Raw genomic sequence first — 24,677 nt, forward strand, 5'->3', positions numbered from 1 at the left:
GCGAAGAACCGCGGTGAAGAACGGCCGTGAGGAACGGCAGTTCAGTCAGTTCGGCTCAAGCAGCTCAGTCAGTGAGAGGCCAAATCGGGGGACTTGGTTCACCGATGTGCTCGATGACTCCTGCTTTCCGGAAACGACCGGATGTGATTGTGCCGTGTGCTTTTCGGATCCGCGCACGCGCCCGGGATGTGGACGCGCTCAGCGGGCGGCGTTGCGCGGGCCCACCGGCAGCCACGGCGCCAGGTGCGCGTCCGCGTCGTCCGCCGAGGAGGTCACGTACAGCCGCGCGTCGAGCCCCACCACCGCCAGGCTGACCGTGTTCCTGCCGGTCACCGCGGACGACGGCGCCCCGACGAACATCAGCGGCGACCGCTCCCACGGCCGCCCCTCGCCGAGCCCCGCGCCCAGCAGCCCGCCCGCCGAGCGGCCGGCCAGCACGTGCCCGCTCGCCGTCACCGAGCCGAAGCCCTGGAGCCCGCCGAGGTCGGTGAGGTGGTTCACCTTCAGCCCGCCCTCGCCCGTCACCAGGGCGGTACGGACATTGCCCGAGCCCGGCTTGCGGAACCACAGCCGCACCCCGCCCTCGCGCCCCTCCGCGGTGAGCGGGAGCGTCGTGTCCGGCAGCCCCGTGGGGGTGGCCGGCCCGAGCGGGGCGCCCGGCTTCGGCTGCGTCCAGCCCACCACCGACTTGGTGGTCGCCGCGAACACCATGCGCCGCCCGGCGCCGTCGGTGGCGGTGACCGGGGTGCCGTGCAGGTCGGCGCCGCCGTACGAGGCCCACGGGCCCCAGCCGCCGTTCGCGAGCTGCACCCGCCCGCGCAGGGTGCCCGCGCCGTCGCGGACGTACGCCGCCAACTGTCCCGTGCCGTCGACCGCGACGGCCGGGGCGCTGATGTCGGAGGTCCAGTTCTCGTCGGCGGTCTCGGGCGTGCCGAGCGACTGCCAGTCCCCGAACTCCTCCGTGCCGGGGCCCTTCTGGACGGCGTACACGACCTCGCGCCGGTAGTCCGCGGGCCGCGCGCCGAGGGCGGTGCGGGTGCCGAAGGCGGCGATCCGGCCGTCCGGCAGGGTGACGGTGGCCACGCCCGGGTCCATGCCGGTGCCGGGCAGCAGGCGCGGACCGCTCCAGGCGCCGATGGGCCCGGAGCGGTGCCAGAGCGCGACCTGTCCGTCGAGCACCTTGAAGGCCCACAGCCCGTGCTCCTTGTCGGAGGTCAGCCAGGACGTGCCGGTGCCGCGGGCGTAGTTGACGGTCGAGGTCCAGCCGTTGCCGGCGGGGTGGTCGGCGACCTTGAGGTCGCCGCACCCGGCGTTGCTGCCGCAGTGGTTCTGCTTGTCGAGCCAGGCGTAGGTGTCCAGGATGTCCAGCTTCTCCTTGGCCTCGTCCGGGTCCAGGGCGCTGGGCAGGGAGCCGTTGAAGTATCCGACGTAGTTCTGCACCGCGAAGTGCGGGCGGTCCTTCGCGTCGACGTCCTTCGCGTACGCGGCGAGGGCGGCCTGCACGAAGCGGGCCCCGTAGAAGTGGTCCTGGTGGTCCGTGTACTTCTTGGTGTCCGGGAAGCGGCCGGGAGTGGGGTCCTGCGCGCGGACGGTGGTCGGCTTGTACTGCTCCAGGACGCCGACGAGCGTGCGGACCACCTGGTCCTTGGAGTACGAGAAGCGCTGCTTGACGGGGGTGCCGGAGGCGAGTTGGGCGCCGAGCGCGGATATCTTCCCGTCCCACAGGCCGTGCAGGCTGTCGGGGGCGCTGTCGTAGACGGTGCCGGCCTCGCGCAGCTGCAGCCAGACGAGGTTGACCTCGGGCTTGGCGACGAGGACGTCGACCTCGGCGTGGCCGCCGCCCTTGGTCGGGACGACGGTGCGCTTCCAGGCGCTCGCGCGGTCGCCGGTGGCCATCTTGGCGTAGGAGGCGCGGATGCCGTTCTGGCGGGCTTCGGCGTAGGCGGGCTTGTTGGGCGCGGTGGAGGCCTGCTTGCCCTCGGTGGCGTTGATGCCGTCCGCCTCGCCGGCGGTGAGGTAGACGGTGGTGACGGGGTGGCCGGCGGCTATGGAGTACCGCAGGTCCGGGTTCATGAAGTACAGGTCGTCGTCGGGGTGGGCGACGATCTGCAGCACCCGGCCGGGGTCGGGCGCGTCGACGGCCGCCGCCGGCGCGGGGCCGGGCCGCTCGCCGCGGATGCCGTCGAGCGCCTCGGAGCCGCGCAGTACGAACATGCAGCACGCGGCGGCGGCGGCGAAGCCGGCCACCGCCTTGACCACACGCCCCCGGCGCCGGGCGGCCGCCGGGGCCTCGGCCCGGCCGGAACGGCGGGAGGCCCGCCCGCCGCCGCCCTGCCGGCCGGTGGCCGCCTCGGCCGCGTCCTCGGCCCGTGCGCGGCGTGCGGCGCGGCGGCCGCCGGGGGCGGGCGGCCGGTCCGCGCCGGAGCGGCCGTCCGCGCCCGCGCCGTCCGGGGCGGTACGGGGCGCCTGCGCGTCGGCGGTGGACGCGGGCCGGCGCGCTTCGGCCCCGCCCGGCCGAGGGCGTGGGGGATTCCAGCCGGATCCCGCTTCCGCTCCCGCTTCCGCGTGCGGCTGTGCGCCCGCCGGATACCGCGACGGGTCCCAGGGCCCGGCATCCGCCGGGGCCACGGGATACCCGGCCGGTCCGACCGGCCCCGCCGGGCCCGGGCCCCCGGACCACGGCTGCGCCGCGTCTGCGACCGGGCCCCCGGACCACGGCTGCGCGGTACCCCCGCCGGGGCCCCCGGACCACGGATCCCCTCCCGGGCCCCCGGACCACGGCTGTGCCGCGTCCACGCCCGGGCCGTCCGGCCAGGGCGCCGACGGCGGGGTGCCCGGCCAGGGTTGCGGCGACGCGGGGCCCTGCCAGGGGGTGTGGCCCTGGGTGTGGGGGCCTTCGGGCATCGGGGTCCTTCGGGGCGGGAGCGGACCGACAGGGTCCGAATATATGTAGATAGTCCGATAATCGGGATCATGGTACGTGCCCGACCGGGCCGGTGGGTCGAACACCTGCTCCGGCCCGGCGTGTCCCGCGGATCAGGCCGGATCGGCCGCCGGACGCCGCGAGCCAGGCATGATCCGAAAGACACGGGCTAGGCTCCACTCAGGCACGCTCGGGGCCCGCTCGGGGCCCGCTCGGGCAGTGGCGGCGAAGGCGACGTACGCGGGAGGCGGCGGGATGACAGTCCCGGGACGCAGGAGCAGTACCTTCATGCGGCTGCTGCGCAGCGGCTTCACCGACCCCTCGGCCGCCGCCCGGCTGCTCGACTCCGACGCGCTGGCCTCCGTACGCACCGATCCGGTGCTCCTCGACGCCCTCGGGGCCACCGCCGATCCCGACCTCGCCCTCCTCGGGCTCGTCCGGCTCGCCGAGGCGCAGACCGAGGACGAGCGGCCCGTACTCCTCGACACCCTGGTCAGCGCCAAACCGCTGCGCGACCGCCTCCTCGGTGTACTCGGCGCGTCCGAGGCGCTCGGCGACCACCTCGCCCGCCACCCTCGCGACTGGCACGCGCTGGTGACGTACGAGGCCGCCGATCTGCACCCCGGGCTCGCCGAGTTCGAGCAGGGGCTCGCCCAGGCCCACGACCCCATCGCCCTGCGCGTCGCCTACCGCCGCTGCCTGCTCTCCATCGCGGCCCGCGACGTCTGCGGCACCATCGACGTCGCCCAGACGGCCGCCGAGCTCGCCGACCTCGCCACCGCCACCCTCCGCGCCGCCCTGCGGATCGCCTCCGCCGCCGCACCCGAGGACGCCGCCGCCTGCCGCCTCGCCGTCATCGCCATGGGCAAGTGCGGCGGCAACGAGCTCAACTACGTCTCCGACGTCGACGTCATCTTCGTCGGGGACGCACCGGCCGGCGCCGACGAGGGCAAGGCCGTCCAGGCCGCCACCCGCCTCGCCTCCCACCTCATGCGGATCTGCTCCGAGACCACCATCGAGGGCACGATCTGGCCCGTCGACGCCAACCTGCGCCCCGAGGGCCGCAACGGCCCCCTCGTCCGCACCCTCGCCTCCCACCTCGCCTACTACCAGCGCTGGGCCAAGACCTGGGAGTTCCAGGCCCTCCTCAAGGCCCGGGCCGTCGCCGGCGACCCGGATCTCGGCGCCCAGTACATCGAGGCCATAACGCCGCTGGTCTGGCACGCCGCCGAACGCGAGAACTTCGTCGCCGACGTCCAGAAGATGCGCCGCCGCGTCGTCGACAACATCCCCGCCGCCCAGGTCGACCGCGAGCTCAAGCTCGGCCCCGGCGGCCTGCGCGACGTCGAGTTCGCCGTGCAGCTCCTCCAGCTCGTCCACGGCCGCAGCGACGCCGGCCTGCACTCCGGCTCCACCCTCGACGCCCTGCACGCCCTGGCCGCCGGCGGCTACGTCGGCCGCACCGACGCGGCCCAGCTGAACGACGCGTACCGCTTCCTGCGCGCCATGGAGCACCGCATCCAGCTCCACCGACTGCGCCGCACCCACCTCGTCCCCGAGGACGAGGCCGACCTGCGCCGCCTCGGCCGCTCGCTGGGCCTGCGCACCGAACCCGTCGCCGAACTCAACAAGGCCTGGCGCCGCCACGCCTCCGTGGTCCGGCGCCTGCACGAGAAGCTCTTCTACCGGCCGCTCCTCGACGCCGTCGCCCAGCTCGCCCCCGGCGAGGCCCGGCTCTCCCCGCGCGCCGCCGGCCAGCGCCTCGAAGCCCTCGGCTACGCCGACCCGGCCTCCGCCCTGCGCCACCTCGAAGCCCTCGCCTCCGGCGTCACCCGCAAGGCCGCCATCCAGCGCACCCTGCTGCCGGTCATGCTCGGCTGGTTCGCCGACTCCGCCGATCCGGACGCCGGCCTGCTGAACTTCCGCAAGGTGTCCGACGCCCTCGGCAAGACCCCCTGGTACCTGCGGCTCCTGCGCGACGAGGGCGCCGCCGCCGAGAACCTGGCCCGCGTCCTGTCCGCCGGCCGGCTCGCCCCCGACCTGCTGATGCGCGCCCCCGAGGCCGTCGCCCTGCTCGGCGACCCCGGCGGGCTCACCCCCCGCACGCACGAGGCCCTGGAGCAGGAGGTGCTCGCCGCCGTCGGCCGCGCCGAAAGCGCCGAGGCGGGCGTCGCCGTGGCCCGCGGGGTCCGCCGCCGCGAGCTGTTCCGTACGGCCGCCGCCGACATCATCCGCTCGTACGGTACGGAGGACCGCCCGGCCGAAGAGGACACCGGCGCCCTCGTCGACCGGGTCGGCGGAGCCCTCTCCGACCTCACCGCCGCCACCGTCGCCGGAGCCCTGCGCGCCGCCGTCCGCCACCACTGGGGCGAGACCCTGCCCACCCGCTTCGCGATCATCGGGGTCGGCCGCTTCGGCGGCCACGAGCTGGCCTACGGGTCCGACGCCGACGTCCTGTTCGTCCACGAACCCCGCGAGGGCGTCGACGAACAGGAGGCCGCCAAGGCCGCCCAGACCGTCATCGCCGAGATGCGCCGACTGCTCCAACTCCCCACCGCCGACCCGCCGCTGCTCATCGACGCCGACCTGCGCCCGGAAGGCCGCTCCGGCCCGCTCGTACGGACCCTGTCCTCGTACGCCGCGTACTACCGGCGCTGGTCCCTGACCTGGGAGAGCCAGGCGCTGCTGCGCGCCGAACCGGTCGCGGGCGACGCCGATCTCGGGGCCCGCTTCATCGAGCTGATCGACCCGCTGCGCTACCCGGCGGAGGGTCTCGGCGAGGACGCGGTACGGGAGATCCGCCGTCTGAAGGCCCGCATGGAGTCCGAGCGCCTCCCGCGCGGCGCCGACCCCACGCTCCACACCAAGCTGGGCCGCGGCGGCCTCAGCGACGTCGAGTGGACCGTCCAGCTGATCCAGATGCGGCACGCCTGGGCGGAACCGGGCCTGCGCACCACCCGCACCCGCGAGGCCCTGGCCGCCGCCCACGCGGCCGGCCTGATCCCGACCGAGGAGGCGCAGATCCTGGACGAGGCCTGGGTACTGGCCACCCGGGTCCGCAACGCGGTGATGCTGGTCCGCGGCCGCGCCGGGGACACCTTCCCCTCGGAGGCCCGCGAACTGGGCGCCGTGGGCCGCTACCTGGGCTACCCGGAGGGCACGGCCGGCGAACTGCTCGACGACTACCGCCGCATCACCCGCCGCGCGCGGGCGGTGGTGGACGACCTGTTCTACGGGGCGTAGTTCGGCCCGGGGCTAGTGCACCGGCGGGTAGTAGGGCTCGGGCTGCGGCCGGTTCTGGCAGTTGGCTTTGTTCCATTCGCGCTGGTAGGCCCGGTCGTACCCGGTCTTGAACCCGCTCTGCTTGGCGCTCGACACCTCGTTGGGGTTGGGCACCCACAGCGGGTAGTTCTTCGGGCGGCACTGCCGTCCGTCGTCCGCACCGCGCGCTTCGCCCTGCCTGAGCCCCTCGCAGCGGGCCCGGGCCTTCTGGTCCGTGGAGACGTGCCCCGTGGAGTAGTCCCAGACCGTGCCGTCCAGCTTGCAGAGGGTCGCGGTCGGTGCGACGGAGACCTGGCCGGACGGGGGTTGCGCGGCGACGGCTGCCGGTCCGAGGGTGAGCGAGGCCGAGAGCGCGAGGCCTGTCAGAGCAAACAGTGGTGAGTAACGCATGACGTGCCTCCCCCACCAGTTCACCCCGGTGGGCGGGGCCCCGCCACTCGGCTACGCAGCGCGCGCGTCGGCGGGTGGGCAGTCGCGGCAGCGGCCCGGTACGGGGGAGCGGAAGGCGGGGTCGCAGCCGTCGCAGGTGCGCAGGGGGTGGATCTCGCGGTCGGGCGGTACGGGGCGGGCCTCGCCGGGGTCGGGCAGCCGGGGCGGGAGCAGCTCCCGCAGGCGGTGGCCGAGCAGTGCCGCCGGGGAGTGGATGGCCGTCGTCGGCAGCGAGCGGGTCAGGGCGGCGGCGACGGCGCTCGGGGTCACCCCGCGCTCCAGCCAGAGCGCCGCGGCGGGCGCCAGCCGTACGGTGTCCCGCTCGGACAGCACGAGCCGGGGATCCCGCAGCCGCAGCCGGGCCAGCAACTCGCGTGCGTGGAGCTCTGTTTCGGAGACGGCGGCCGGGGCGGGGTCCGCCTCCGGCTCGGGGTCCGGCTCGGGAACCGGCTTCCGCTCGGCCGCGGTGGGCTCGGCGCGCCGCTCGCGAGCCGCTGCCGCCATCGCGGGCGGGTTGTTGTACGAGACCGTGCAGGTCACGATCCGGCCGGTGGGGAGCCGCTCGTGGTAGCGGGCCAGGTAGCCGTGCTCCTCCAGCTCGCGCAGGGTGGCGGCGATGCGGACCTCGCCCTCGGGGAAGCGTTCGGCGAGGGCCTTGATGGTGACCTTCGCGCCCGCCGGGAGGGACTGGATGTGCGTGGCCAGACCGATCGCGCCCATGCTCAACTCGCGGTGCTGGGCGAGGTGGTTGCCGATCTTGACGTAGCCGCGGCGGTGATCGTGATTGATGTGCCGGATGCCCGACGAGACGCGCGAGGGCGCGCTAAACTGCTGGTCAGCCATGGAAGGGTAGGTGCCTTCTCTTGGTCAGGCCCTCGGTCGGGATTGGCGTCCCGTACGAGGGCCGAATTGCGTTTATGGGGTTGTCGGGGGTTAGCGTGCCCGACGGATTGGCATATGCGCCAGCCGAGTTGGGGTGATTCACCCGTCCGGGTGAGAGGGGAGGGGGAGGTGAGGAGAGGTCATTTCCCCCGGTTGTTTGTCTTTAGACGTCGAGCGTCACCGGTTATCGCCCCACCGGAGCGTGGAAACCTCGATCCGGCGAAATCGGACTTTCCGATTCCCGTGCCTCGACGTGTGCATCCGTGCTTAGCCTGAAGGGAGTTGCAGGCCAACGGAGGTGGCAGTGAGCGCAGAGGGCACCGACGAGTCGAGCTGGGCACTCGACCCGGAGGACGAATCCGGGGCGGTCGTCGCGGCGGTGGGACGCCAGTTGAAAATGTGGCGGGAAGCGGCCGGACTTGACCGATCCGCTTTCGCTGAACGGATGGGTTACGGGGCGGACCTGACCCGCAAGATCGAAAGCGGCACCCGCATTCCACGCCCGGAGTTCCTGGACAAGGCGGACGAGGTTCTCGGGGCGGGCGGGAAGATCGCCGCGATGAAGGTGGACGTCGAAAAGGCCCGCTATCCCAAGAAGGTTCGGGATCTGGCCAAGTTGGAATCCCAAGCGGTTGAGCTCGGCGCCTACGGGAACCACAACCTCCACGGACTGCTGCAGACCGAGGAGTACGCGCGGGCGCTGTACGAGATCCGACGGCCGGCCTTCTCGTCGGACGAGGTGGAGCGCCACGTAGCCGCTCGGATGGCTCGGCAGGAGATCTTCCACCGACAGCCGTCGCCCGCGCTCACGTTCGTGCTGGAGCAGGTCACGCTTGAGCGCACGATCGGTGGACGGGACGTCCTGCGCAGGCAGTTGGAGCACCTGCTCGACGTCGGTCGACTCCGCAACGTTGAGATCCAGGTGATGCCGATGGACTGCGAGGATCACGCCGGGATGGGCGGGCAGATCGATGTCTTGAAGCTCAGGGATGGTTCTACGATCGGATACGTCGAGGCGCAGCTCATGAGTCGCCTGGTCACGGGCGCGAAAGAGATCCAGATCCTCGAACTCAGGTATGGGATCATCCGTTCACAGGCCCTCAACCCACGGCAGTCGAGAGCCTTCATCGAGAAAGTGCTGGGAGAGACATGAGCATCAAGCCCTCGGTCGGCGGCCCTTCCGCACTGGAGTGGGTGAAGAGCAGCTACAGCCCGAGCAGCAGCAACGACTGCGTCGAAGTCGCCTGGACCAAGAGCAGCTACAGCACGAACGACGGGCCTAACTGCGTCGAGGTCGCCCAGACCCCCGGAACCGTCCTCGTCCGGGACTCCAAGCGGCCCGACGGCGGTCGGCTGGCCGTCGCCCCGGCCGCCTGGGTCGGGTTCGTCACTCACGCCACCGCGTGAGAAGCACGGGTTCGGCCGTCAAGGCCGTCATTCGCTACCGGCGGCCGGATCCGGAGTGCTGGGGGGTCGTGGTCAGGGCGGCCTGCAACCCCCTGGGCAGCAGCTGGGACGCGGCCAAGGCGGTGGCGCAGGCCGGCCCCGCCGTCTCCGGGCACGCCGACCGGCTGGCCAAGGCCCTCGCCGCGCGGCTCGGGAACGTCGAGGAGCTCGCGGTCGCCCTCGCCGGTACGGGGGACCTCCGCGCGCTGCCCGCCCTCCGGCGCATCGCGGAGGGCAACCGGGTCCCGTTCCACGTCCCCTGGGTCCCGCACCTGGCCGCGCTGCCCGCCGCGGAACTGCTTCCGACGATGCGGGCGGTGCTGCGCCTGGATCCGGCGAAGTACCACGCGAGCACCGCCGCCCTCGAACTCCTCGCGCATTGGGGCCCGGCCGCCGCACCCGCCGTACCCGAGGTGCTCCCGTACCTGGAGGGCCCGTACGCCTACGGCGCCCTGCGCGCCCTGGGCCGGATCGGCCCGGCGGCTGCGGGAGCGGCCGACCTGCTGGCCGACTTCGCCACCGGCCGTGCCCCGAAGGCGGCACGCCACCATCCGCGGCTGGCCGCCTGGGCACACTGGAAGGCCACCGGCGACCCGGAGCTCGCCCTCGACGTATGCGGGGTGGCCGTGCGGTCCGGGAGCGCCAGCCACGGGCTGCCCTTCCTCGCCGACCTCGGACCCCTGGCCGCCGCCCACGCGGACACCGTGCGCGGCCTGATGGAATCGCCCGGGCCGTGGACCCGCGTCGCCGCGGCCCACGCGTACGCGCGGATCACCGGGGATCCGGAGCCCGCCGTGGCGGTGCTGCTGGCGGAGGTGGACCCCGACTGGACCGGGAACCCCGCCCTGCCGACCCGCGAGGCCGTCCGCCGGCTCGGCGGGATCGGGGCGCCCGCCGCCGCCGCGGCGCCCCTGCTGCGCCGGATCCTGGCGGCGGAGGAGCGGCTGAGCCACCCGTACGAGCCCGTCCGGATCATGGCCGACGAGGCCTACGTCCGCACCCTCACCGAGGCCCTCGAACAGATCGGCGCGAGTGCGGACGGCCCGGCGCCGGTGGCCGCACCCACCGCCCGGCGCGGGGTGCTGGAGCGATGGCTGGGCCCGCGCACGCCGCGCACCCGCTGACCGGCCGCCTCCTCAGCCCGCTTCGCCCAACAGGGTGCGCGCGTACGTCAGGAACGCGGCCAGGCCCTGGTCGAAGGCGGCGTCCGCGCGGCCCGGGCCGACGGCCGCCAGGGCGTCCGCGAGCAGCGGGGTGTCGGCGGACGGCTCCCACATGGCCTCCGGCGCGGCCAGGTCCAGGGCCGAGCCGAGCACCAGGTTCTCCAGCGCCGTCAACAGCGGCATCACCCGGTCGCGGGTGAACCCGGCCGCCAGCAGCATGCCGACCGCGCGCTCGTACTGCGCCAGCACCCGCGGGGCCCGCACCGGCGTGGTCATCAGCAGCGGGATGGCCCGCGGCGAGGCCGCGAAGGCGGCCCGGTACGAGCGCGCCCAGGCCTCCAGGGCGCGGTCCCACGGCTCCAGGTCCAGCGTTTCGCCGCCGATCCGGTCGCATACGAGCTCCCGCACCAGCTCCACCACCCCCGCCCGGCCGTCCACGTGGTGGTACACCGAGGCGGTCTGCACCCCGAGCGCCCGGGCGATCTGCGGAACACTGAACTCGCCCTGTTCCGCGACCAGTTGCAGTGCGGTCGTGGCGATCCGCTCCCGGTCGAGCAGGGGGGTGCGCGGCCGTGCCATCGATTTCTCCCGCCGTGAGGTCTTCCCGTACGCCAAAACCGGAGGCTACATTGCCGCGAACCTAAAGCCTTTAGATTCTGGTCTCCCCGAAGGGTGTATCGCCGCATGCCCGAAACGCCGGAACCGACAGCAGCCAGACCCACCCTCCGCCGTGCCACGCTCGGCACCGCGGACATCTCCTTCTTCGTGGTCTCCGCCGCCGCCCCGCTCACCGTCATGGCCGGCGTCGCCCCCGTCGCGATCCTGCTCGGCGGGATCGGCGCCCCCGCCGGGTACCTCCTGGCCGGCCTCACCCTCGCCGTCTTCGCCGTCGGGTTCACCACCATGAGCCGCCACGTCCGCAGCGGCGGCGCCTTCTACGCGTACATCACCCGAGGCCTCGGCAAACGCGTCGGCATCGGCGCCGCCCTGCTCGCCCTCGTCGGCTACAACGGCATGGAGATCGGCGTCTACGGCCTCCTCGGCACCACCACCGCCGACACCGCCCGCGCCCTCGGCGGCCTCGAGGTCCCCTGGCTGCCCGTCTCCCTCGCCGGCCTCGCCCTCATCTGGTACGGCGGCTTCCGCTCCATCGACTTCGGCGCCAAGGTGCTCGGCGTCCTGCTCGTCGCCGAGACCGGGATACTCGTCCTGCTCGCGGGAGGAGTCCTCCTCAAGGGCGGCGCCCACGGACTCTCCCTCGGCTCCTTCGCCCCGGGCGCGGTCCTCGTCCCCGGCACCGCCGCCGTCCTGGCCTTCGCCTTCGCCGCGTTCACCGGCTTCGAGTCCACCGTCATCTACCGCCGCGAGGCCCGCGACCCCGACCGGACCATCCCGCGCGCCACCTACATCGCCGTCGCCTTCCTCGGCCTCTTCTACGCCTTCATCGTCTGGACCGTCATCCAGGCCTTCGGCGCCGAGGAGGTCGTCGCTGCCGCCGCCGCGGACCCCGGCGGGCTGTTCTTCGCCGCGATCACCACGTACGTCGGCCCCTGGGCGGCCGACCTCATGCACCTGTTCATCGTCACCAGCGTCATCGCCTCCCTCCTGGCCTTCCACAACGCCATCAACCGCTACGCGCTCGCCCTCGCCGAGGAGGGCGTACTGCCCGCGGCCCTCGGCCGGATCCACCCGCGCCACCGCTCCCCGTACCTCGCCGGGCTCGCCCAGACCGCCCTCGGCGCAGTGATCGTCCTCGCCTTCGCGCTGGCCGGGGCCGACCCCTACCAGCAGCTGCTGCTCTGGGTGAACACGCCCGGCATGATCGGGCTCATGGCGCTGATGCTGCTCGCCGCGATCGCCGTACCCGTCTACTTCCGGCGCACCGCGCACACCGAGGGCCCCTGGCGGACGGTGATCGCACCCGTCACCGCCGCCGTCCTCCTCGCCGTGGCGATCTGCCTGGTCGTCTCCAAGGTGGACCTGTTCACCATGGCCTCCACGACCGTGAACACCGTCCTCGTCGCCCTGGTCCCCGCCGTGTTCCTGGCCGGACTGGCGCTCGCACAGCGCCTGAAGACCCGCCGCCCCGAGACCTACGCCCGGTTCGCCGCCGAGCCCGCAACCGACGTACCCGAAGGAGAACAGCCGTGCCCGCTGCCGACACCGTCCTCACCGGAGCCCGCGTCCGCACCCTCGACCCCGGCCGCCCCGAGGCCCGCGCGGTAGCCGTGCGCGGCGGCGAGATCCTCGCCGTCGGCGACGAGGCCGACGTACGCGACTGGCGCGGCCCCGCCACCGAGGTGCTCGACCTCGGCGGCGCCACCCTCACCCCCGGCCTGACCGATGCCCACAGCCACCCCGTCTGGGGCATCGAGATGGCCGCCGGAACCGACCTCTCGGCCGTCCGCGACCTCGACCAGCTCCGGGCCGTCCTGCGCACCGCCCCACGCGCGGCCGGCTGGGTCCTGGGGCACGGCCTCGACCACAACGCCTTCGGCGGCCGCCCCGTGGACAAGGCCCTCGTCGAGGAGGCCCTGGCCGGCGCCCCCGCCTTCCTGCGCCTGTACGACGGCCACTCCGCGCTCGCCTCCGGCGCGGCCCTGGACGCCGCGGGCATCACCGGCCCGCGCACGTTCGACCAGCGCTCGGAGATCGTCTGCGATCCGGACGGCCGCCCGACCGGCCACCTCGTCGAGCACGCCGCGATGGCCCTGGTCGGCGCCCTCGCCCCGAAGCCCCCGGCCGCCGAGCGGCGCGGCCGGCTCACCGCCCTGCTCGGGGAGATGGCCGCCACCGGCCTCACCGGGGCCCACGTGATGGACCTCGGCGACGGCGACGTACCGGCCCTGCTCGCCGGCATCGAGTACGAGGCCGATCTGCCGCTGCGGCTGAACCTGGCGCCCTGGTGCATGCCGGGCGCCACGCCCGAGGCGCTCGCGGAGCTGATCGCACTCCAGGGAGTGCGCGGTCGCCACTGGCGGGTCGGCGGGGTCAAGTTCTTCATGGACGGCACCGTCGAGGGCGGCACCGCCTGGCTGGAGCACGCCGACTGCCACGGCCGGGGCACCGACGCCTTCTGGCCCGATCCCGAGGCGTACTCGGCGGCCGTACGGACCCTCGACGCGGCCGGGGTCCGCACCGCGACCCACGCCATCGGGGACGCGGCCGTCCGCCACGTCCTGGACACGGTGGCCTCGCTGGGCGCCGGGGCCCGGATGCGGCACCGGATCGAGCACATCGAGACCGTCCCCGACGACCAGCTGAAGCGGTTCGCGGAGCTCGGGGTGATCGCCTCGATGCAGCCGCCGCACACCGCCTACACCCGGGCCGACCACAGCGACGAGTGGTCGAAGCGGCTGGGCGCGGACCGCGCGGGGAGGGCCTGGCGCTGCCGGGACCTGCGCGACGCGGGGGCCGTGCTGGCCCTGGGCTCGGACTGGCCCATCGCCCACCACGACGCCCGCCGGGTCCTGGCCATCGCCCGCAGCCCGCTGGGCGCGGCCGCGGCCGGGCCGGCCCTGACCGGGCTGATGGCCCTGGAGGGCATGACCTCGCACGCGGCGCTCGCGGCGGGGGAGCAGCGGGTGGCGGGCCGGATCGCGGCCGGCTTCCGGGCGGACCTGACGGCCTTCGCCCTCGACCCGGTGGACGCGGCCCCGGACGAGCTGGCCGAGGCCCCGATCCGGCTCACGATGTCGGGCGGGCGGATCACGTACGGCGGGCACCCCGTGTAGCGGCGGTCAGGCGTGCAGGAGGCTCTGCGGGAGGTAGGCGGAGGTGACGCCGAGCCGCCAGCCGTGCACCTGGACGGCCAGCGCGGCCAAGGCGATCGTGCCGGCGGGGAAGAGGGAGCGGGCGGGCGCGTCGGGGCCCGCGCCCTCGCGGAGCCCGGCGAGGTTCCCGGCCAGGGCGCGCTCGAAGGCCGGCTGGTCGTCGTCGAGGAGGACGCGCAGCAGCCGCTGGTCCGCGGTGAGCACACCGAAGTCGTCCAGCCGGCGGGCGGCCTCGGCGCGCTCGGCTGCGTCGGGCTTGCGCAGCGGCACGTCCGGCCAGTCCCGCGGCAGGTGCCCGGCCGCCGGCGCGAGGTAGAGGCACAGCGCGTCCATCTCGGCGAGCTCGGCCGGGTCGGAATGCGAGTCGAGCGGCGAGTACGGCACTCCGTCGTGCAGGGCGGGCGCGTAGTCGCCCCGCAGCAGCAGCCCGATCCCCCGGTTCCGTTCCCGCACCAGCCCGCAGGCAACGGACAGCGCGAAGGCGTCCAGCCAGGTCCGGGCCGTGGGCGCCTGGTCGACGGCGTCGCCGAAGGAGAGGTCCATGCTGCTGAGCTCCTCGTGGAGGAGCGGGAACGGCACCTCGAAGTCGCCGTTCGGGAAGCAGCCGAGGTCGAGCTCCCCGAGTGCGCATTCGGCGGCCGTCAGCAGCGCGCGGCGTGCGACGGCTCCGGTCAGCCCGGGGTCCGCCAGCGTCCGTGCGCCGACGTGGTCGAGGAGGTCGTCGCGGGTCTCGTGGAGCCCCTTCAGGGACAGCCCGCCGCCGTACCGCAGCCGGTACCAGTGGTCGTAGGCCCGTCCCGGCACGTCTTCCAGGGCCTCGGATATCCGGTGCTCGCCGACCTCGTGCCGTTCCACGTCCTGCACGCCGCCTCCTTGATCGTTCCTACTGGCGAGGCGCACGCTAACAACATCCACTGACATTGCGGGCCGCGGGCCGCGGACGCGACGCGGCCCGGCCGGGCGGGAGCGGCTCAGGCCTTGCGGAACCGGTTCAGCAGGGCCGACGTCGCCGGATGCGGTCCCGTCTCCTCGGGCTCGCGCGGCAGCCGGTGCGGCAGCGAGCCGTACCAGCCGCGCGAGACCGCGTAGCCGAACGCGAGGCAGAGCATGCCGCCCGCGGCGTCCAGCCAGAAGTGGTTGGCGGTGGCCACGATGACCACGAGCGTGGCCACCGGGTAGAGCAGGCCCAGGATCCGGGCCCACGGGGCGGCGGCGACCGCGAAGATCGTCAGCCCGCACCAGAGCGACCACCCTATGTGCATCGAGGGCATGGCCGCGTACTGGTTCGACATGTGCTTGAGGTTGCCGGAGGCCATGGAGCCCCAGGTGTGGTGGACCAGCACGGTGTCGACGAAGTGTCCGCCGTTCATCAGCCGGGGCGGCGCGAGCGGGTAGAAGTAGTAGCCGAGCAGGGCCACGCCCGTGGTGGCGAAGAGGACCATGCGCGTGGCCGCGTAACGCCCCGGATGGAACCGGTAGATCCACACCAGGACGCCGATGGTCACGACGAAGTGGAGCGTGGCGTAGTAGTAGTTCATGCCGACGATCAGCCACGTCACCGAGTTGACGGCGTGGTTGACCGACTGCTCCACCGCGATGCCGAGGGTGCGCTCGAGGTCCCACAGCCAGTCGGCGTTCGCGAGGGCGTCCGCCTTCTGCTCGGGCACCGCGTTGCGGATGAGCGAGTAGGTCCAGTAACTGACCCCGATGAGCAGGATCTCGAACCAGATCCGCGGCCGGCGCGGGGCGCGCAGCCGGGGCAGGAGAGCGCGCTGAGCCCCCGGACGGGCCTCACCCTCGGTCACGTGGGGTGACGAGACTTCCGTCCGGGTTTCCAGTGTCTTCACGCTCGATTCACCCATGGGGAAAGAGTCTGCCAGATGGCTTCTCGCCTTCGATCATCCCTCGGGACGGTCTCCGGCGCAGCGGCTCACCCCTGGGGAGTAGACGGTCCCCTACGTTGCCGCGGACCGGAGGCGGTGGATCCGCGGACCACCAGCTCGGGGAGGAAGACGAACTCGCTGTGCGGGGCCGGCGTACCGCCGATCTCCTCCAGGAGCGTACGGACCGCAGCCTGGCCCATGGCCTGCACGGGCTGCCGGATGGTGGTGAGCGGCGGATCGGTGAACGCTATGAGGGGGGAGTCGTCGAAGCCGACGACCGACACGTCCTGCGGCACCCGCAGCCCCTGCTGCCGGGCCGCCCGGATCGCCCCGAGCGCCATCATGTCGCTGGCGCAGACGATGGCGGTGCAGCCGCGCGCGATGAGCGCGGCCGCCGCGGCCTGCCCGCCCTCCAGCGTGTACAGCGAGTGCTGGATGAGTTCCTCGACCTCGGCCTCGTCGAGACCGAGCCGCTCCTTCATCCCGAGCCGGAAGCCCTCGATCTTGCGCAGGACGGGCACGAAGCGCTTGGGTCCGACCGCGAGTCCGATCCGGGTGTGCCCGAGCGCGGTCAGGTGGGTCACGGCGAGCTGCATCGCGGCGCGGTCGTCGGGGGAGACGAAGGGCGCCTGGACCTTGTCGGAGAAACCGTTGATGAGGACGTACGGGACGCCCTGCCCGCGGAGTTGGTCGTAGCGGCCCATGTCGGCGGTGGTGTCGGCGTGCAGCCCGGAGACGAAGATGATGCCGGAGACCCCCCGGTCGACCAGCATCTCGGTGAGCTCGTCCTCGGTGGACCCGCCGGGCGTCTGCGTGGCCAGCACCGGGGTGTACCCCTGCCGGGTCAGCGCCTGGCCGATGACCTGCGCGAGCGCGGGGAAGATGGGGTTGTCCAGCTCGGGGGTTATCAGGCCGACGAGCCCGGCGCTGCGCTGGCGCAGCTTGACCGGGCGCTCGTAGCCGAGCACGTCGAGTGCGGCCAGCACCGATTCACGGGTGCCCGCGGCCACACCGGGCTTGCCGTTGAGCACGCGGCTGACTGTGGCTTCGCTGACCCCCGCCTGGGCTGCGATGTCGGCTAGCCGTGCGGTCACGGGATTGGACTGTACCGGTCCCGGGCTCACAGTGCCCACCACGTGCACGCATCGGGCGGCAGCAGTACGGTCCGGCCGTCCGTCTCCACCGGGGCGCTGGAGAGTACGGGGCGTCCCGGCGAGGCGAGTTCCAGCGGCTCGGAGCGGCTGTTGAGGGTGCAGGCGAACCCGGGCCGGGTGAAGAGGAGCACGCCCTCGGGCGAGGGCAGCCAGGTCAGCGGGCCGGCGTCGGGGGAGCCGAGGCCGGGCAGTGCGCGGCGCAGCTCCAGGGCGGCGCGGTACAGCTCCAGGGTGGAGTGCGGGTCGCCGGTCTGGGCGGCGACGCTGAGCGGGGCCCAGTCCCGCGGCTGGGGGAGCCAGGTGTCGGCCGGCCCGAAACCGTACGGGGGCTCCTCGCCGGACCAGGGCAGCGGGATCCGGCAGCCGTCGCGCAGCCCGTCCTGCCCGGCGGAGCGCAGGAAGGCGGGGTCCTGGCGCACGGCGTCGGGGAGGTCGGCGACCTCGGGCAGGCCGAGCTCCTCGCCCTGGTAGAGGTACGCGGACCCGGGCAGGGCGAGCATCAGCAGCGCGGCGGCCCGGGCGCGGGACAGACCCTGGGCGCCGCCGCCGTACCGGGTGACATGGCGTACGACGTCGTGGTTGGACAGCACCCAGGTGGTGGGGGCGCCGACGGAGGCGGTGGCCGCCAGGGACTCGTCGATGACGGTCCGCATCGCGCGGGTGTCCCAGGGGCAGTTCAGGAAGCGGAAGTTGAAGGCCTGGTGCAGCTCGTCGGGCCGCACGTAGAGGGCGAGCCGCTCGGAGGTCGGCGCCCAGGCCTCGGCCACGCCGATGCGCGGGCCCTCGTAGGAGTCGAGCAGCCGCCGCCAGGAGCGGTGGATCGCGTGGACCCCGTCCTGGTCGAAGAAGGGGAGCGGCTCGGTCCCGATCAGGGTGGCCTGGGCGCCGCGGCCGATGTCGGGCATGCCGGGGGCCTTGACCATGCCGTGCGCGACGTCGATGCGGAAGCCGTCGACGCCGAGGTCGAGCCAGAAGCGCAGGACGGAGGCGAACTCCTCCGCGACCTCGGGGTGCTCCCAGTTCAGGTCGGGCTGCTCAGGCGCGAAGAGGTGCAGGTACCACTCGCCGTCGGGGGTGCGGGTCCAGGCGGGGCCGCCGAAGACGGATTCCCAGTCGTTGGGAGGCTGCTCCCCGCCGGGGCCGCGGCCGGGGCGGAAGTGGTAGCGGGCCCGGGCCTCGGACGCGGGGTGGGCGAGGGCGTCGCGGAACCAGGCGTGCCGGTCGGAGGTGTGGTTGGGCACGACGTCCACGATGACCCGCAGGCCGAGCGCGTGCGCGGCCCGGACGAGCTCGTCGGCGTCGGAGAGGTCCCCGAAGAGGGGGTCGACGGCCCGGTAGTCGGCGACGTCGTAGCCGCCGTCGGCCTGCGGGGAGACGTAGAAGGGGGTGAGCCACACGGCGTCGACCCCGAGCCGGGCCAGGTGGGGCAGGCGCGCGCGCACCCCCTGGAGGTCGCCGATGCCGTCGCCGTCGCTGTCCGCGAAGGACCGTACGTACACCTGATAGATGACGGCATCGCGCCACCAGCCGGCGCTTGCGTTGGCATTGCTGGAAGCGCTTGCAAGCCGGGAGGCGGTCAGCTCATGGGTCATATCGGGGTCAACGCGCGTACATGCCCCCTGGTTGCGGCCTGGTTCCGGGCCCGCACACCCGAAGGACGTTCGAACGAACAGCAAGCTGCGGCAACCGTCCGGACACACGGATGTAACGATCAGCTCCTCTTGCAGAAAATTGCCGCAAGCTCTTTCGGTCGGCTTTCAGGCTTGTTACGTTCCCTGCAACTCGGGACCGCGAGGGCGCGGCCGGGATCATCGAAGGAGTTCATATGCGGCGTGGCATAGCGGCCACCGCGCTGGTCGCGACCCTGGCGCTCGCGGCGACGGCTTGCGGCGGTGACACCAAGGACGGCGGCGAGACCAAGGCCGGCGGGGAGCTCTCCGGCACGGTCACGTGGTGGGACACCTCGAACGACGCCGAGAAGGCCAGCTTCCAGAAGATCGCCGAGGCGTTCACCGCGAAGCACCCGAAGGTCACCGTCAAGTACGTCAACGTCCCGTACGGCGACGCGCAGAACAAGGTCAAGAACGCCTTCAGCAGCGGTTCCGAAGCCCCTGACGTGATCCGTGCCGACGTCGGCTGGGTCGCCGACTTCGCCTCGCTCGGCTACCTCGACGAGGTTCCGGCCGAGACGGCCAAGAAGGTCGACGCCGAGTTCCTGCCGCAGGCCGCGGCCAGCGGCAAGTACGAGGGCAAGACCTACGCCGTCCCGCAGGTCATCGACACCCTCGGCCTCTTCTACAACAAGAAGATGCTCGCCGACGCCGGCGTCCAGCCCCCCAAGACCCTGGAGGAGCTGAAGACCGCCTCCGCCGCGATCAAGGCGAAGAGCGGCAAGGCCGGCCTCTACCTGCGCGGCGACGACTCGTACTGGTTCCTGCCGCTCATCTACGGCGAGGGCGGCGACCTCGTCGACGCGAAGAACAAGACGGTCACGGTCGACAACCCGGCGGGCGTCAAGGCGTTCAAGACCGCCCGCGACCTGGTCACCTCGGGTGCGGCGATCACCAACGCCACCGACGGCTGGACCAACATGCAGACCGCCTTCAAGTCGGGCGAAGCCGCGATGATGATCAACGGTCCGTGGGCCGTCGCCGACACCTACGCCGGCGACCAGTTCAAGGACAAGGCCAACCTCGGCGTCGCCGCCGTTCCGGCCGGCTCCGCCAAGGCCGGTGCCCCGCAGGGCGGCCACGACCTGGCCGTCTACGCCGGGTCCAAGAACCGCGCCGCCGCGCACGCCTTCGTCGAGTACATGACCTCGCAGGACGTGCAGGTGCAGTCCACCAAGGAGCTCAGCCTGCTCCCGACCCGGACCGCCGCCTACGAGCAGCCGGACGTCAAGTCCAGCGAGATGGTCCAGTTCTTCAAGCCGGCCGTGGACAAGGCCGTCGAGCGCGCCTGGATCCCGGAGAACGGCTCCCTCTTCGAGCCGCTGAAGGTCGAGTACACCAAGGCGATCACGGGGGCCTCGAGCCCGGAGGACGCGGCCAAGGCGGCCGGCATCGAGTTCCGCAAGATCCTCAAGGGCTGGAAGTAGACAAGACGATGGCTGCTCACACCAGCCAGTCGGTGGCGAAGGCCGCGGGCGGCGACGGGGAAGAACCCGTCGCGGCCCGCGGCCGGAGCCGCAGGACTGACACGGCAACGGCCCAGAACAACGGTGGCGTCAGGCGTGCCCTCGCCACCCACTGGTACGCCTGGGCCATGATCGCCCCGGTGGTGCTCGTCCTCGGCGTGATCATCGGCTGGCCGCTCGCCCGCGGCATCTACCTGTCGCTGACCGACGCCAACGAGCGCAATGTCGGCCGTACGATCGGCGCGAACCACATCGAGGCCACGTACAAGTTCGTCGGCCTCGACAACTACGCCGACGTCCTGGCCGACCCGGTGTTCCTGCAGCGGCTGGTGTGGACGGTGGTGTGGACCGTCCTGTGCGTGTCGATCACCTTCACGCTCGGACTGGCCCTGGCCAACATGCTCAACCGGGAGTTCCGGGGCCGCGCCGCCTACCGGATGGCGCTGATCCTGCCCTGGGCCGTTCCCGGCTTCGTCTCCGTCTTCGCCTGGCGGTTCCTGTTCAACCGCGACAGCGGCATCCTGAACAAGATCCTCGACGGGGGCGGCATTTCGGCGATCCCGTGGCTCGACGACCCGACGTGGGCGAAGTTCTCCGTCGTCGCCGTCAACGTCTGGCTCGGCGTCCCCTTCATGATGGTCGCCCTGCTGGGCGGGCTGCAGTCGATCCCCGGCGAGCTGTACGAGGCCGCCGAGATGGACGGGGCCACCGCCTGGCAGCGGTTCCGGCACATCACCCTGCCCGGGCTGCGGGCGGTGAGCATGACCGTGATCCTGCTCTCCACCATCTGGACCTTCAACATGTTCCCGGTGATCTTCCTGCTGACGCGGGGCGGGCCGGGCGACTCCACGGAGATCCTGGTGACCCAGGCGTTCCGGGAGGCCTTCGTGGCCAGCCCGCGCGATTTCGCCGGCTCCGCCACCTGGGGCGTGCTCATCCTCGCCCTGCTCATGATCTTCGCGCTGGTCTACCGGCGCTCGCTGCGCAAGCAGGGAGAGGTGTGGTGACCGTGACGACGACCGACGTCCCCGCGACCCAGCAGGGCACGATCAAGCAGGACGCGAGCAGGCAGGGCGTGCGCAAGCGGGGGGAGCGCTCCCCGCTCGCCTCCGCCGGACTGCACGTCACCCTGATCGTCGCCTCGGTGATCGCCGTCTTCCCGGTGCTGTGGGTCCTGCTGACCTCGATCAAGCCCGCGAAGCACGCCATCTCCACGGACTTCGTGAAGGAACCGACCCTCGAGAACTACCGCTACCTGGTGGAGTCGACCTCCTTCTTCACCTGGTTCGGCAACTCCGTGCTCGTCGCCGGCATCACCACCGTCCTCGGTGTGTTCATCGCCGCCACGACCGGGTACGCGGTCAGCCGCTTCAAGTTCCCGGGCATGAAGCCGCTGATGTGGACCCTGCTCATCACGCAGATGTTCCCGATGGCCATCCTGATCGTCCCGCTCTACAACCTCATGGGACAGCTCGGACTGCTCAACCAGCCGCTCGGGCTGATCATCACGTACCTCACCATCGCCGTGCCGTTCTGTGCCTGGATGATGAAGGGGTTCTTCGACACCATCCCGGTCGAGATCGACGAATCCGGCCGCGTCGACGGGCTCAACCCCTTCGGCACCTTCTGGCGCCTGATCCTGCCGCTGGCCAAGCCCGGCCTGGCCGTCACCGGCTTCTACTCGTTCATCACCGCCTGGGGCGAGGTCGCGTACGCCTCCGCCTTCATGGTCGGCGACGAACACCTCACCCTCGCCGGGGGCCTGCAGACCTTCGTCACGCAGTACACCTCCAACTGGGGTGCGATGAGCGCCGCTTCGGTCCTCATCGCCATCCCGGCGGCCATCTTCTTCCTCTTCGCCCAGCGTCACCTCGTCGCCGGGATGACGGCAGGCGCGACCAAGGGCTGACGCCCCTCCCGCGACCCAGGGCCGACCACCCTGCCTGCCCCCTCTCACCCCCGGCCCGATCTCTCCAAGGACGACATGACCCAGCACCTCGCCGACGCACTGACTTCGGACAGTGGCCTTCCCACCACCACCGGCACCCTGCCCGGCTGGTGGAGAGAAGCGGTGATCTACCAGGTCTATCCGCGCAGCTTCGCCGACTCCAACGGGGACGGCATGGGGGACCTCGAAGGCATCCGCAGCCGTCTGCCCTACCTGAAGGAGCTGGGCGTCGACGCCGTCTGGCTCAGCCCCTTCTACGCCTCCCCGCAGGCCGACGCCGGCTACGACGTCGCCGACTACCGGGCCATCGACCCCATGTTCGGCACCCTGCACGACGCCGACGCCGTGATCCGCGAGGCGCACGGACTGGGGCTGCGCATCATCGTGGACCTCGTCCCGAACCACTGCTCCGACCAGCACGAATGGTTCAAGCAGGCGCTGCGGGAAGGGCCCGGCACCCCGCTGCGCGAGCGCTTCCACTTCCGTCCGGGGCGGGGGGCCGACGGCGCGGAGCCGCCGAACGACTGGGAGTCGATCTTCGGCGGTCCGGCGTGGACGCGGGTCGCCGACGGGGAGTGGTACCTGCACCTCTTCGCCCCCGAGCAGCCCGACTTCAACTGGGAGCACCCGGCCGTCCAGGACGAGTTCCGCTCGATCCTGCGCTTCTGGCTCGACCTGGGCGCGGACGGCTTCCGGATCGACGTGGCCCACGGCCTGGTAAAGGCCCCCGGCCTGCCGGACCTCGGGCGTGACGAGCAGCTCAAGCTGCTCGGCAACCAGGTGCTGCCCTTCTTCGACCAGGACGGGGTCCACGAGATCTACCGCTCCTGGCGGAAGGTGCTCGACGAGTACGCGGGCGACCGCATCGGCGTCGCCGAGGCCTGGACCCCGAGCGCGGACCGCACGGCCCTGTACCTGCGCCCCGACGAGCTGCACCAGGCCTTCAACTTCCACTACCTGAACACCGGCTGGGACGCGCAGGCGCTGCGCGCCACCATCGACGAGTCGCTCGACTCGATGCGGCCCGTCGGGGCCCCGACCACGTGGGTGCTGTCCAACCACGACGTGGTCCGCCACCGCACCCGCTTCGGCAGCCTGGAGCGGGCGCGCGCCGCCGCGCTGCTGATGCTGGCGCTGCCCGGGTCGGCGTACGTCTACCAGGGCGAGGAGCTCGGCCTCCCGGAGGTCGTGGACCTGCCGGACGAGGTGCGCCAGGACCCCTCCTTCTTCAAGGCCAACGGCCAGGACGGGCTGCGCGACGGCTGCCGCGTGCCGATCCCGTGGTCGGGCGACCGGGCGCCGTACGGCTTCGGCTCGGGCGGCAGCTGGCTGCCCCAGCCGGCCGAGTGGGCGGGGCTGAGCGTCGAGGCCCAGACGGGCGATGCGGGCTCCACGCTGGAGCTGTACCGGGCCGCGCTGCGGATCCGCCGGGAGCGCGGGGACCTGGGCGCGGGCGACGCGGTGGAGTGGCTGGAGGCGCCGGAGGGCGTACTGGCCTTCCGGCGCGGGGACTTCGTCTGCACGGTCAACACGACGCCGGAGCCGGTACGGATGCCCGCCCCGGGCACGGTGCTGCTGGCCAGCGGCGAGGTGGCGGACCCCGGGGTCCTCGGGGCCGACACGGCGGTGTGGTGGCAGGGGTGACCTCCCCGCTCCGGCTGACGGACATCGCCGCGCAGGCCCAGGTCAGCGAGGCGACGGTCAGCCGCGTGCTCAACGGCAAGGCGGGCGTGGCGGCCGGCACCCGGCACAAGGTGCTGGCCGCCATGGACCTGCTGGGCTACGAGCGCCCCGTACGGCTGAAGCGGCGCAGCAACGGGCTGGTCGGGCTGCTGATACCGGAGCTCACGAACCCCATCTTCCCGGCGTTCGCGCAGGTCATCGAGCAGGCGCTGGCGGGCCACGGGTACACGCCGGTGCTGTGCACGCAGACGCCGGGCGGGGCCACCGAGGACGAGCTGGTGGAGCAGCTGGAGGAGCGGGGGGTGACGGGCATCGTCTTCCTGTCGGGCCTGCACGCGGACTCCTCGCTGGACCCCTCCCGCTACCAGCGCCTGTCCTCGCGGGGCATCCCCTTCGTCCTGATCAACGGGTTCAACGAACACGTCAACGCCCCCTTCATCTCGCCGGACGACCGGGCGGCGGCGGACATGGCGGTACGCCACCTCGCGGACCTGGGCCACCGGCGGATCGGCCTGGCCATAGGCCCGACGCGGTACGTCCCGTCGGCCCGCAAGGAGGCGGGGTTCAGGGCGGCGGTGCCCGAGGCGGAGGGCGAAGGCCGGATCCAGCGCACGCTGTTCACGGTCGAGGGAGGCCACGCGGCGGGCGGAGCCCTGCTGGACCGCGGCTGCACGGGCATCGTGTGCGGCAGCGACCCGATGGCGCTCGGCGTGATCCGCGCGGCGAGGGAGCGCGGCCTGCGGGTCCCCGAGGACGTGTCGGTCGTCGGCTTCGACGACTCCCCCCTGATCGCCTTCACGGACCCCCCGCTGACGACGGTCCGCCAACCGGTGCGCGCCATGGCCACGGCGGCGGTGGGAGCCCTCCTGGAGGCGGTGGCCGGGACCCCGGTCCAGCGCACGGAGTACGTCTTCCAGCCGGAACTGGTGGTGAGGGGCTCGACGGCCCAGGTCCCGACGGACTAGGGGGTGTCCG

19 protein-coding genes are annotated in these 24,677 nt (G+C 72.8%); 11 read left to right on the forward strand and 8 right to left on the reverse strand.

What is annotated here, in order from left to right; translation table 11 throughout:
* Positions 1–198 precede the first annotated feature (198 nt).
* A complete protein-coding gene (locus ACFYZS_RS22595; RefSeq protein ID WP_389015394.1) occupies positions 199–2,628 on the reverse strand; it encodes a PIG-L family deacetylase in 2,430 nt (809 codons plus the stop codon).
* 550 nt (positions 2,629–3,178) lie between these two features.
* Between ACFYZS_RS22595 and ACFYZS_RS22600 the strand changes: the two genes are divergently transcribed.
* On the forward strand, positions 3,179–6,166 hold the full coding sequence (locus ACFYZS_RS22600; RefSeq protein WP_389015397.1) for a bifunctional [glutamine synthetase] adenylyltransferase/[glutamine synthetase]-adenylyl-L-tyrosine phosphorylase: 2,988 nt from the start codon (positions 3,179–3,181) through the stop codon (positions 6,164–6,166).
* A 12-nt stretch (positions 6,167–6,178) separates the two neighbouring features.
* On the opposite strand, the gene ACFYZS_RS22605 is transcribed toward ACFYZS_RS22600, so the two are convergent.
* Positions 6,179–6,595, reverse strand: a complete 417-nt coding sequence (locus ACFYZS_RS22605; RefSeq protein WP_389015400.1) for a hypothetical protein — start codon at positions 6,593–6,595, stop codon at positions 6,179–6,181.
* Positions 6,596–6,646: 51 nt separating this feature from the next.
* On the reverse strand, positions 6,647–7,477 hold the full coding sequence (locus ACFYZS_RS22610) for a helix-turn-helix domain-containing protein (protein WP_389015402.1): 831 nt from the start codon (positions 7,475–7,477) through the stop codon (positions 6,647–6,649).
* 343 nt (positions 7,478–7,820) lie between these two features.
* Between ACFYZS_RS22610 and ACFYZS_RS22615 the strand changes: the two genes are divergently transcribed.
* From ACFYZS_RS22615 to ACFYZS_RS22625, 3 genes are read left to right on the forward strand one after another with little or no spacing between them, the layout of a single operon-like run.
* Entirely contained in the window at positions 7,821–8,669 is an 849-nt protein-coding gene (locus tag ACFYZS_RS22615) for a helix-turn-helix domain-containing protein (protein ID WP_389015405.1), read from the forward strand.
* A complete protein-coding gene (locus ACFYZS_RS22620; RefSeq protein WP_389015408.1) occupies positions 8,666–8,923 on the forward strand; it encodes a DUF397 domain-containing protein in 258 nt (85 codons plus the stop codon). The genes ACFYZS_RS22615 and ACFYZS_RS22620 overlap by 4 nt, the downstream gene beginning before the upstream one ends.
* Positions 8,920–10,086: a hypothetical protein gene (locus ACFYZS_RS22625; protein ID WP_389015411.1), complete on the forward strand. Its 1,167-nt coding sequence runs from the start codon at positions 8,920–8,922 to the stop codon at positions 10,084–10,086. The genes ACFYZS_RS22620 and ACFYZS_RS22625 overlap by 4 nt, the downstream gene beginning before the upstream one ends.
* A 12-nt stretch (positions 10,087–10,098) precedes the next feature.
* On the opposite strand, the gene ACFYZS_RS22630 is transcribed toward ACFYZS_RS22625, so the two are convergent.
* The gene (locus ACFYZS_RS22630; RefSeq protein ID WP_389015414.1) at positions 10,099–10,704 is read right to left on the reverse strand and encodes a TetR/AcrR family transcriptional regulator; all 606 of its coding nucleotides are present in this window, start codon (positions 10,702–10,704) and stop codon (positions 10,099–10,101) included.
* A 105-nt stretch (positions 10,705–10,809) separates the two neighbouring features.
* Between ACFYZS_RS22630 and ACFYZS_RS22635 the strand changes: the two genes are divergently transcribed.
* Entirely contained in the window at positions 10,810–12,351 is a 1,542-nt protein-coding gene (locus ACFYZS_RS22635) for an APC family permease (RefSeq protein WP_389015416.1), read from the forward strand.
* A complete protein-coding gene (locus ACFYZS_RS22640) occupies positions 12,273–13,859 on the forward strand; it encodes an amidohydrolase (RefSeq protein WP_389015418.1) in 1,587 nt (528 codons plus the stop codon). The genes ACFYZS_RS22635 and ACFYZS_RS22640 overlap by 79 nt, the downstream gene beginning before the upstream one ends.
* A 6-nt stretch (positions 13,860–13,865) precedes the next feature.
* On the opposite strand, the gene ACFYZS_RS22645 is transcribed toward ACFYZS_RS22640, so the two are convergent.
* The 4 genes from ACFYZS_RS22645 to ACFYZS_RS22660 form a co-directional block, all read right to left on the reverse strand.
* Complete coding sequence (locus ACFYZS_RS22645) at positions 13,866–14,762, reverse strand: immunity 49 family protein (protein ID WP_389015421.1); 897 nt, start codon at positions 14,760–14,762, stop codon at positions 13,866–13,868.
* Positions 14,763–14,869: 107 nt separating this feature from the next.
* Positions 14,870–15,760 (reverse strand): phosphatase PAP2 family protein, encoded by an 891-nt coding sequence (locus ACFYZS_RS22650; RefSeq protein ID WP_389015424.1) that lies wholly within the window; start codon positions 15,758–15,760, stop codon positions 14,870–14,872.
* A 68-nt stretch (positions 15,761–15,828) separates the two neighbouring features.
* Positions 15,829–16,875, reverse strand: a complete 1,047-nt coding sequence (locus ACFYZS_RS22655; protein WP_389015427.1) for a LacI family DNA-binding transcriptional regulator — start codon at positions 16,873–16,875, stop codon at positions 15,829–15,831.
* A gap of 26 nt (positions 16,876–16,901) precedes the next feature.
* Positions 16,902–18,527 carry a glycoside hydrolase family 13 protein gene (locus ACFYZS_RS22660; protein ID WP_389015431.1) on the reverse strand — a complete coding sequence of 542 codons (1,626 nt, stop codon included), beginning with the start codon at positions 18,525–18,527 and terminating at the stop codon, positions 16,902–16,904.
* Between the two features lie 233 nt (positions 18,528–18,760).
* Between ACFYZS_RS22660 and ACFYZS_RS22665 the strand changes: the two genes are divergently transcribed.
* From ACFYZS_RS22665 to ACFYZS_RS22685, 5 genes are all read left to right on the forward strand, one after another.
* Complete coding sequence (locus ACFYZS_RS22665) at positions 18,761–20,032, forward strand: extracellular solute-binding protein (protein WP_389015434.1); 1,272 nt, start codon at positions 18,761–18,763, stop codon at positions 20,030–20,032.
* Between the two features lie 8 nt (positions 20,033–20,040).
* Entirely contained in the window at positions 20,041–21,078 is a 1,038-nt protein-coding gene (locus ACFYZS_RS22670) for a carbohydrate ABC transporter permease (RefSeq protein ID WP_389015437.1), read from the forward strand.
* Between the two features lie 2 nt (positions 21,079–21,080).
* Positions 21,081–21,980: a sugar ABC transporter permease gene (locus ACFYZS_RS22675; protein WP_389015440.1), complete on the forward strand. Its 900-nt coding sequence runs from the start codon at positions 21,081–21,083 to the stop codon at positions 21,978–21,980.
* 75 nt (positions 21,981–22,055) lie between these two features.
* On the forward strand, positions 22,056–23,663 hold the full coding sequence (locus ACFYZS_RS22680; protein ID WP_389015443.1) for a glycoside hydrolase family 13 protein: 1,608 nt from the start codon (positions 22,056–22,058) through the stop codon (positions 23,661–23,663).
* A complete protein-coding gene (locus ACFYZS_RS22685; RefSeq protein ID WP_389015445.1) occupies positions 23,651–24,667 on the forward strand; it encodes a LacI family DNA-binding transcriptional regulator in 1,017 nt (338 codons plus the stop codon). The genes ACFYZS_RS22680 and ACFYZS_RS22685 overlap by 13 nt, the downstream gene beginning before the upstream one ends.
* Positions 24,668–24,677 lie beyond the last annotated feature (10 nt).

Origin of the sequence: Streptomyces sp. NPDC001903 (assembly GCF_042891345.1) — a bacterium.
GTDB lineage: Bacteria > Actinomycetota > Actinomycetes > Streptomycetales > Streptomycetaceae > Streptomyces.

Excerpts from the sequence above, each read along its gene's own strand:
- ACFYZS_RS22620 (WP_389015408.1), top strand. The coding sequence starts at position 8,666 with ATGAGCATCAAGCCCTCGGTCGGCGGCCCTTCCGCACTGGAGTGGGTG.
- ACFYZS_RS22630 (WP_389015414.1), bottom strand. The coding sequence starts at position 10,704 with ATGGCACGGCCGCGCACCCCCCTGCTCGACCGGGAGCGGATCGCCACG.
- ACFYZS_RS22635 (WP_389015416.1), top strand. The coding sequence starts at position 10,810 with ATGCCCGAAACGCCGGAACCGACAGCAGCCAGACCCACCCTCCGCCGT.
- ACFYZS_RS22605 (WP_389015400.1), bottom strand. The coding sequence starts at position 6,595 with ATGCGTTACTCACCACTGTTTGCTCTGACAGGCCTCGCGCTCTCGGCC.
- ACFYZS_RS22610 (WP_389015402.1), bottom strand. The coding sequence starts at position 7,477 with ATGGCTGACCAGCAGTTTAGCGCGCCCTCGCGCGTCTCGTCGGGCATC.
- ACFYZS_RS22600 (WP_389015397.1), top strand. The coding sequence starts at position 3,179 with ATGACAGTCCCGGGACGCAGGAGCAGTACCTTCATGCGGCTGCTGCGC.
- ACFYZS_RS22650 (WP_389015424.1), bottom strand. The coding sequence starts at position 15,760 with ATGGGTGAATCGAGCGTGAAGACACTGGAAACCCGGACGGAAGTCTCG.
- ACFYZS_RS22660 (WP_389015431.1), bottom strand. The coding sequence starts at position 18,527 with ATGACCCATGAGCTGACCGCCTCCCGGCTTGCAAGCGCTTCCAGCAAT.
- ACFYZS_RS22680 (WP_389015443.1), top strand. The coding sequence starts at position 22,056 with ATGACCCAGCACCTCGCCGACGCACTGACTTCGGACAGTGGCCTTCCC.
- ACFYZS_RS22670 (WP_389015437.1), top strand. The coding sequence starts at position 20,041 with ATGGCTGCTCACACCAGCCAGTCGGTGGCGAAGGCCGCGGGCGGCGAC.
- ACFYZS_RS22665 (WP_389015434.1), top strand. The coding sequence starts at position 18,761 with ATGCGGCGTGGCATAGCGGCCACCGCGCTGGTCGCGACCCTGGCGCTC.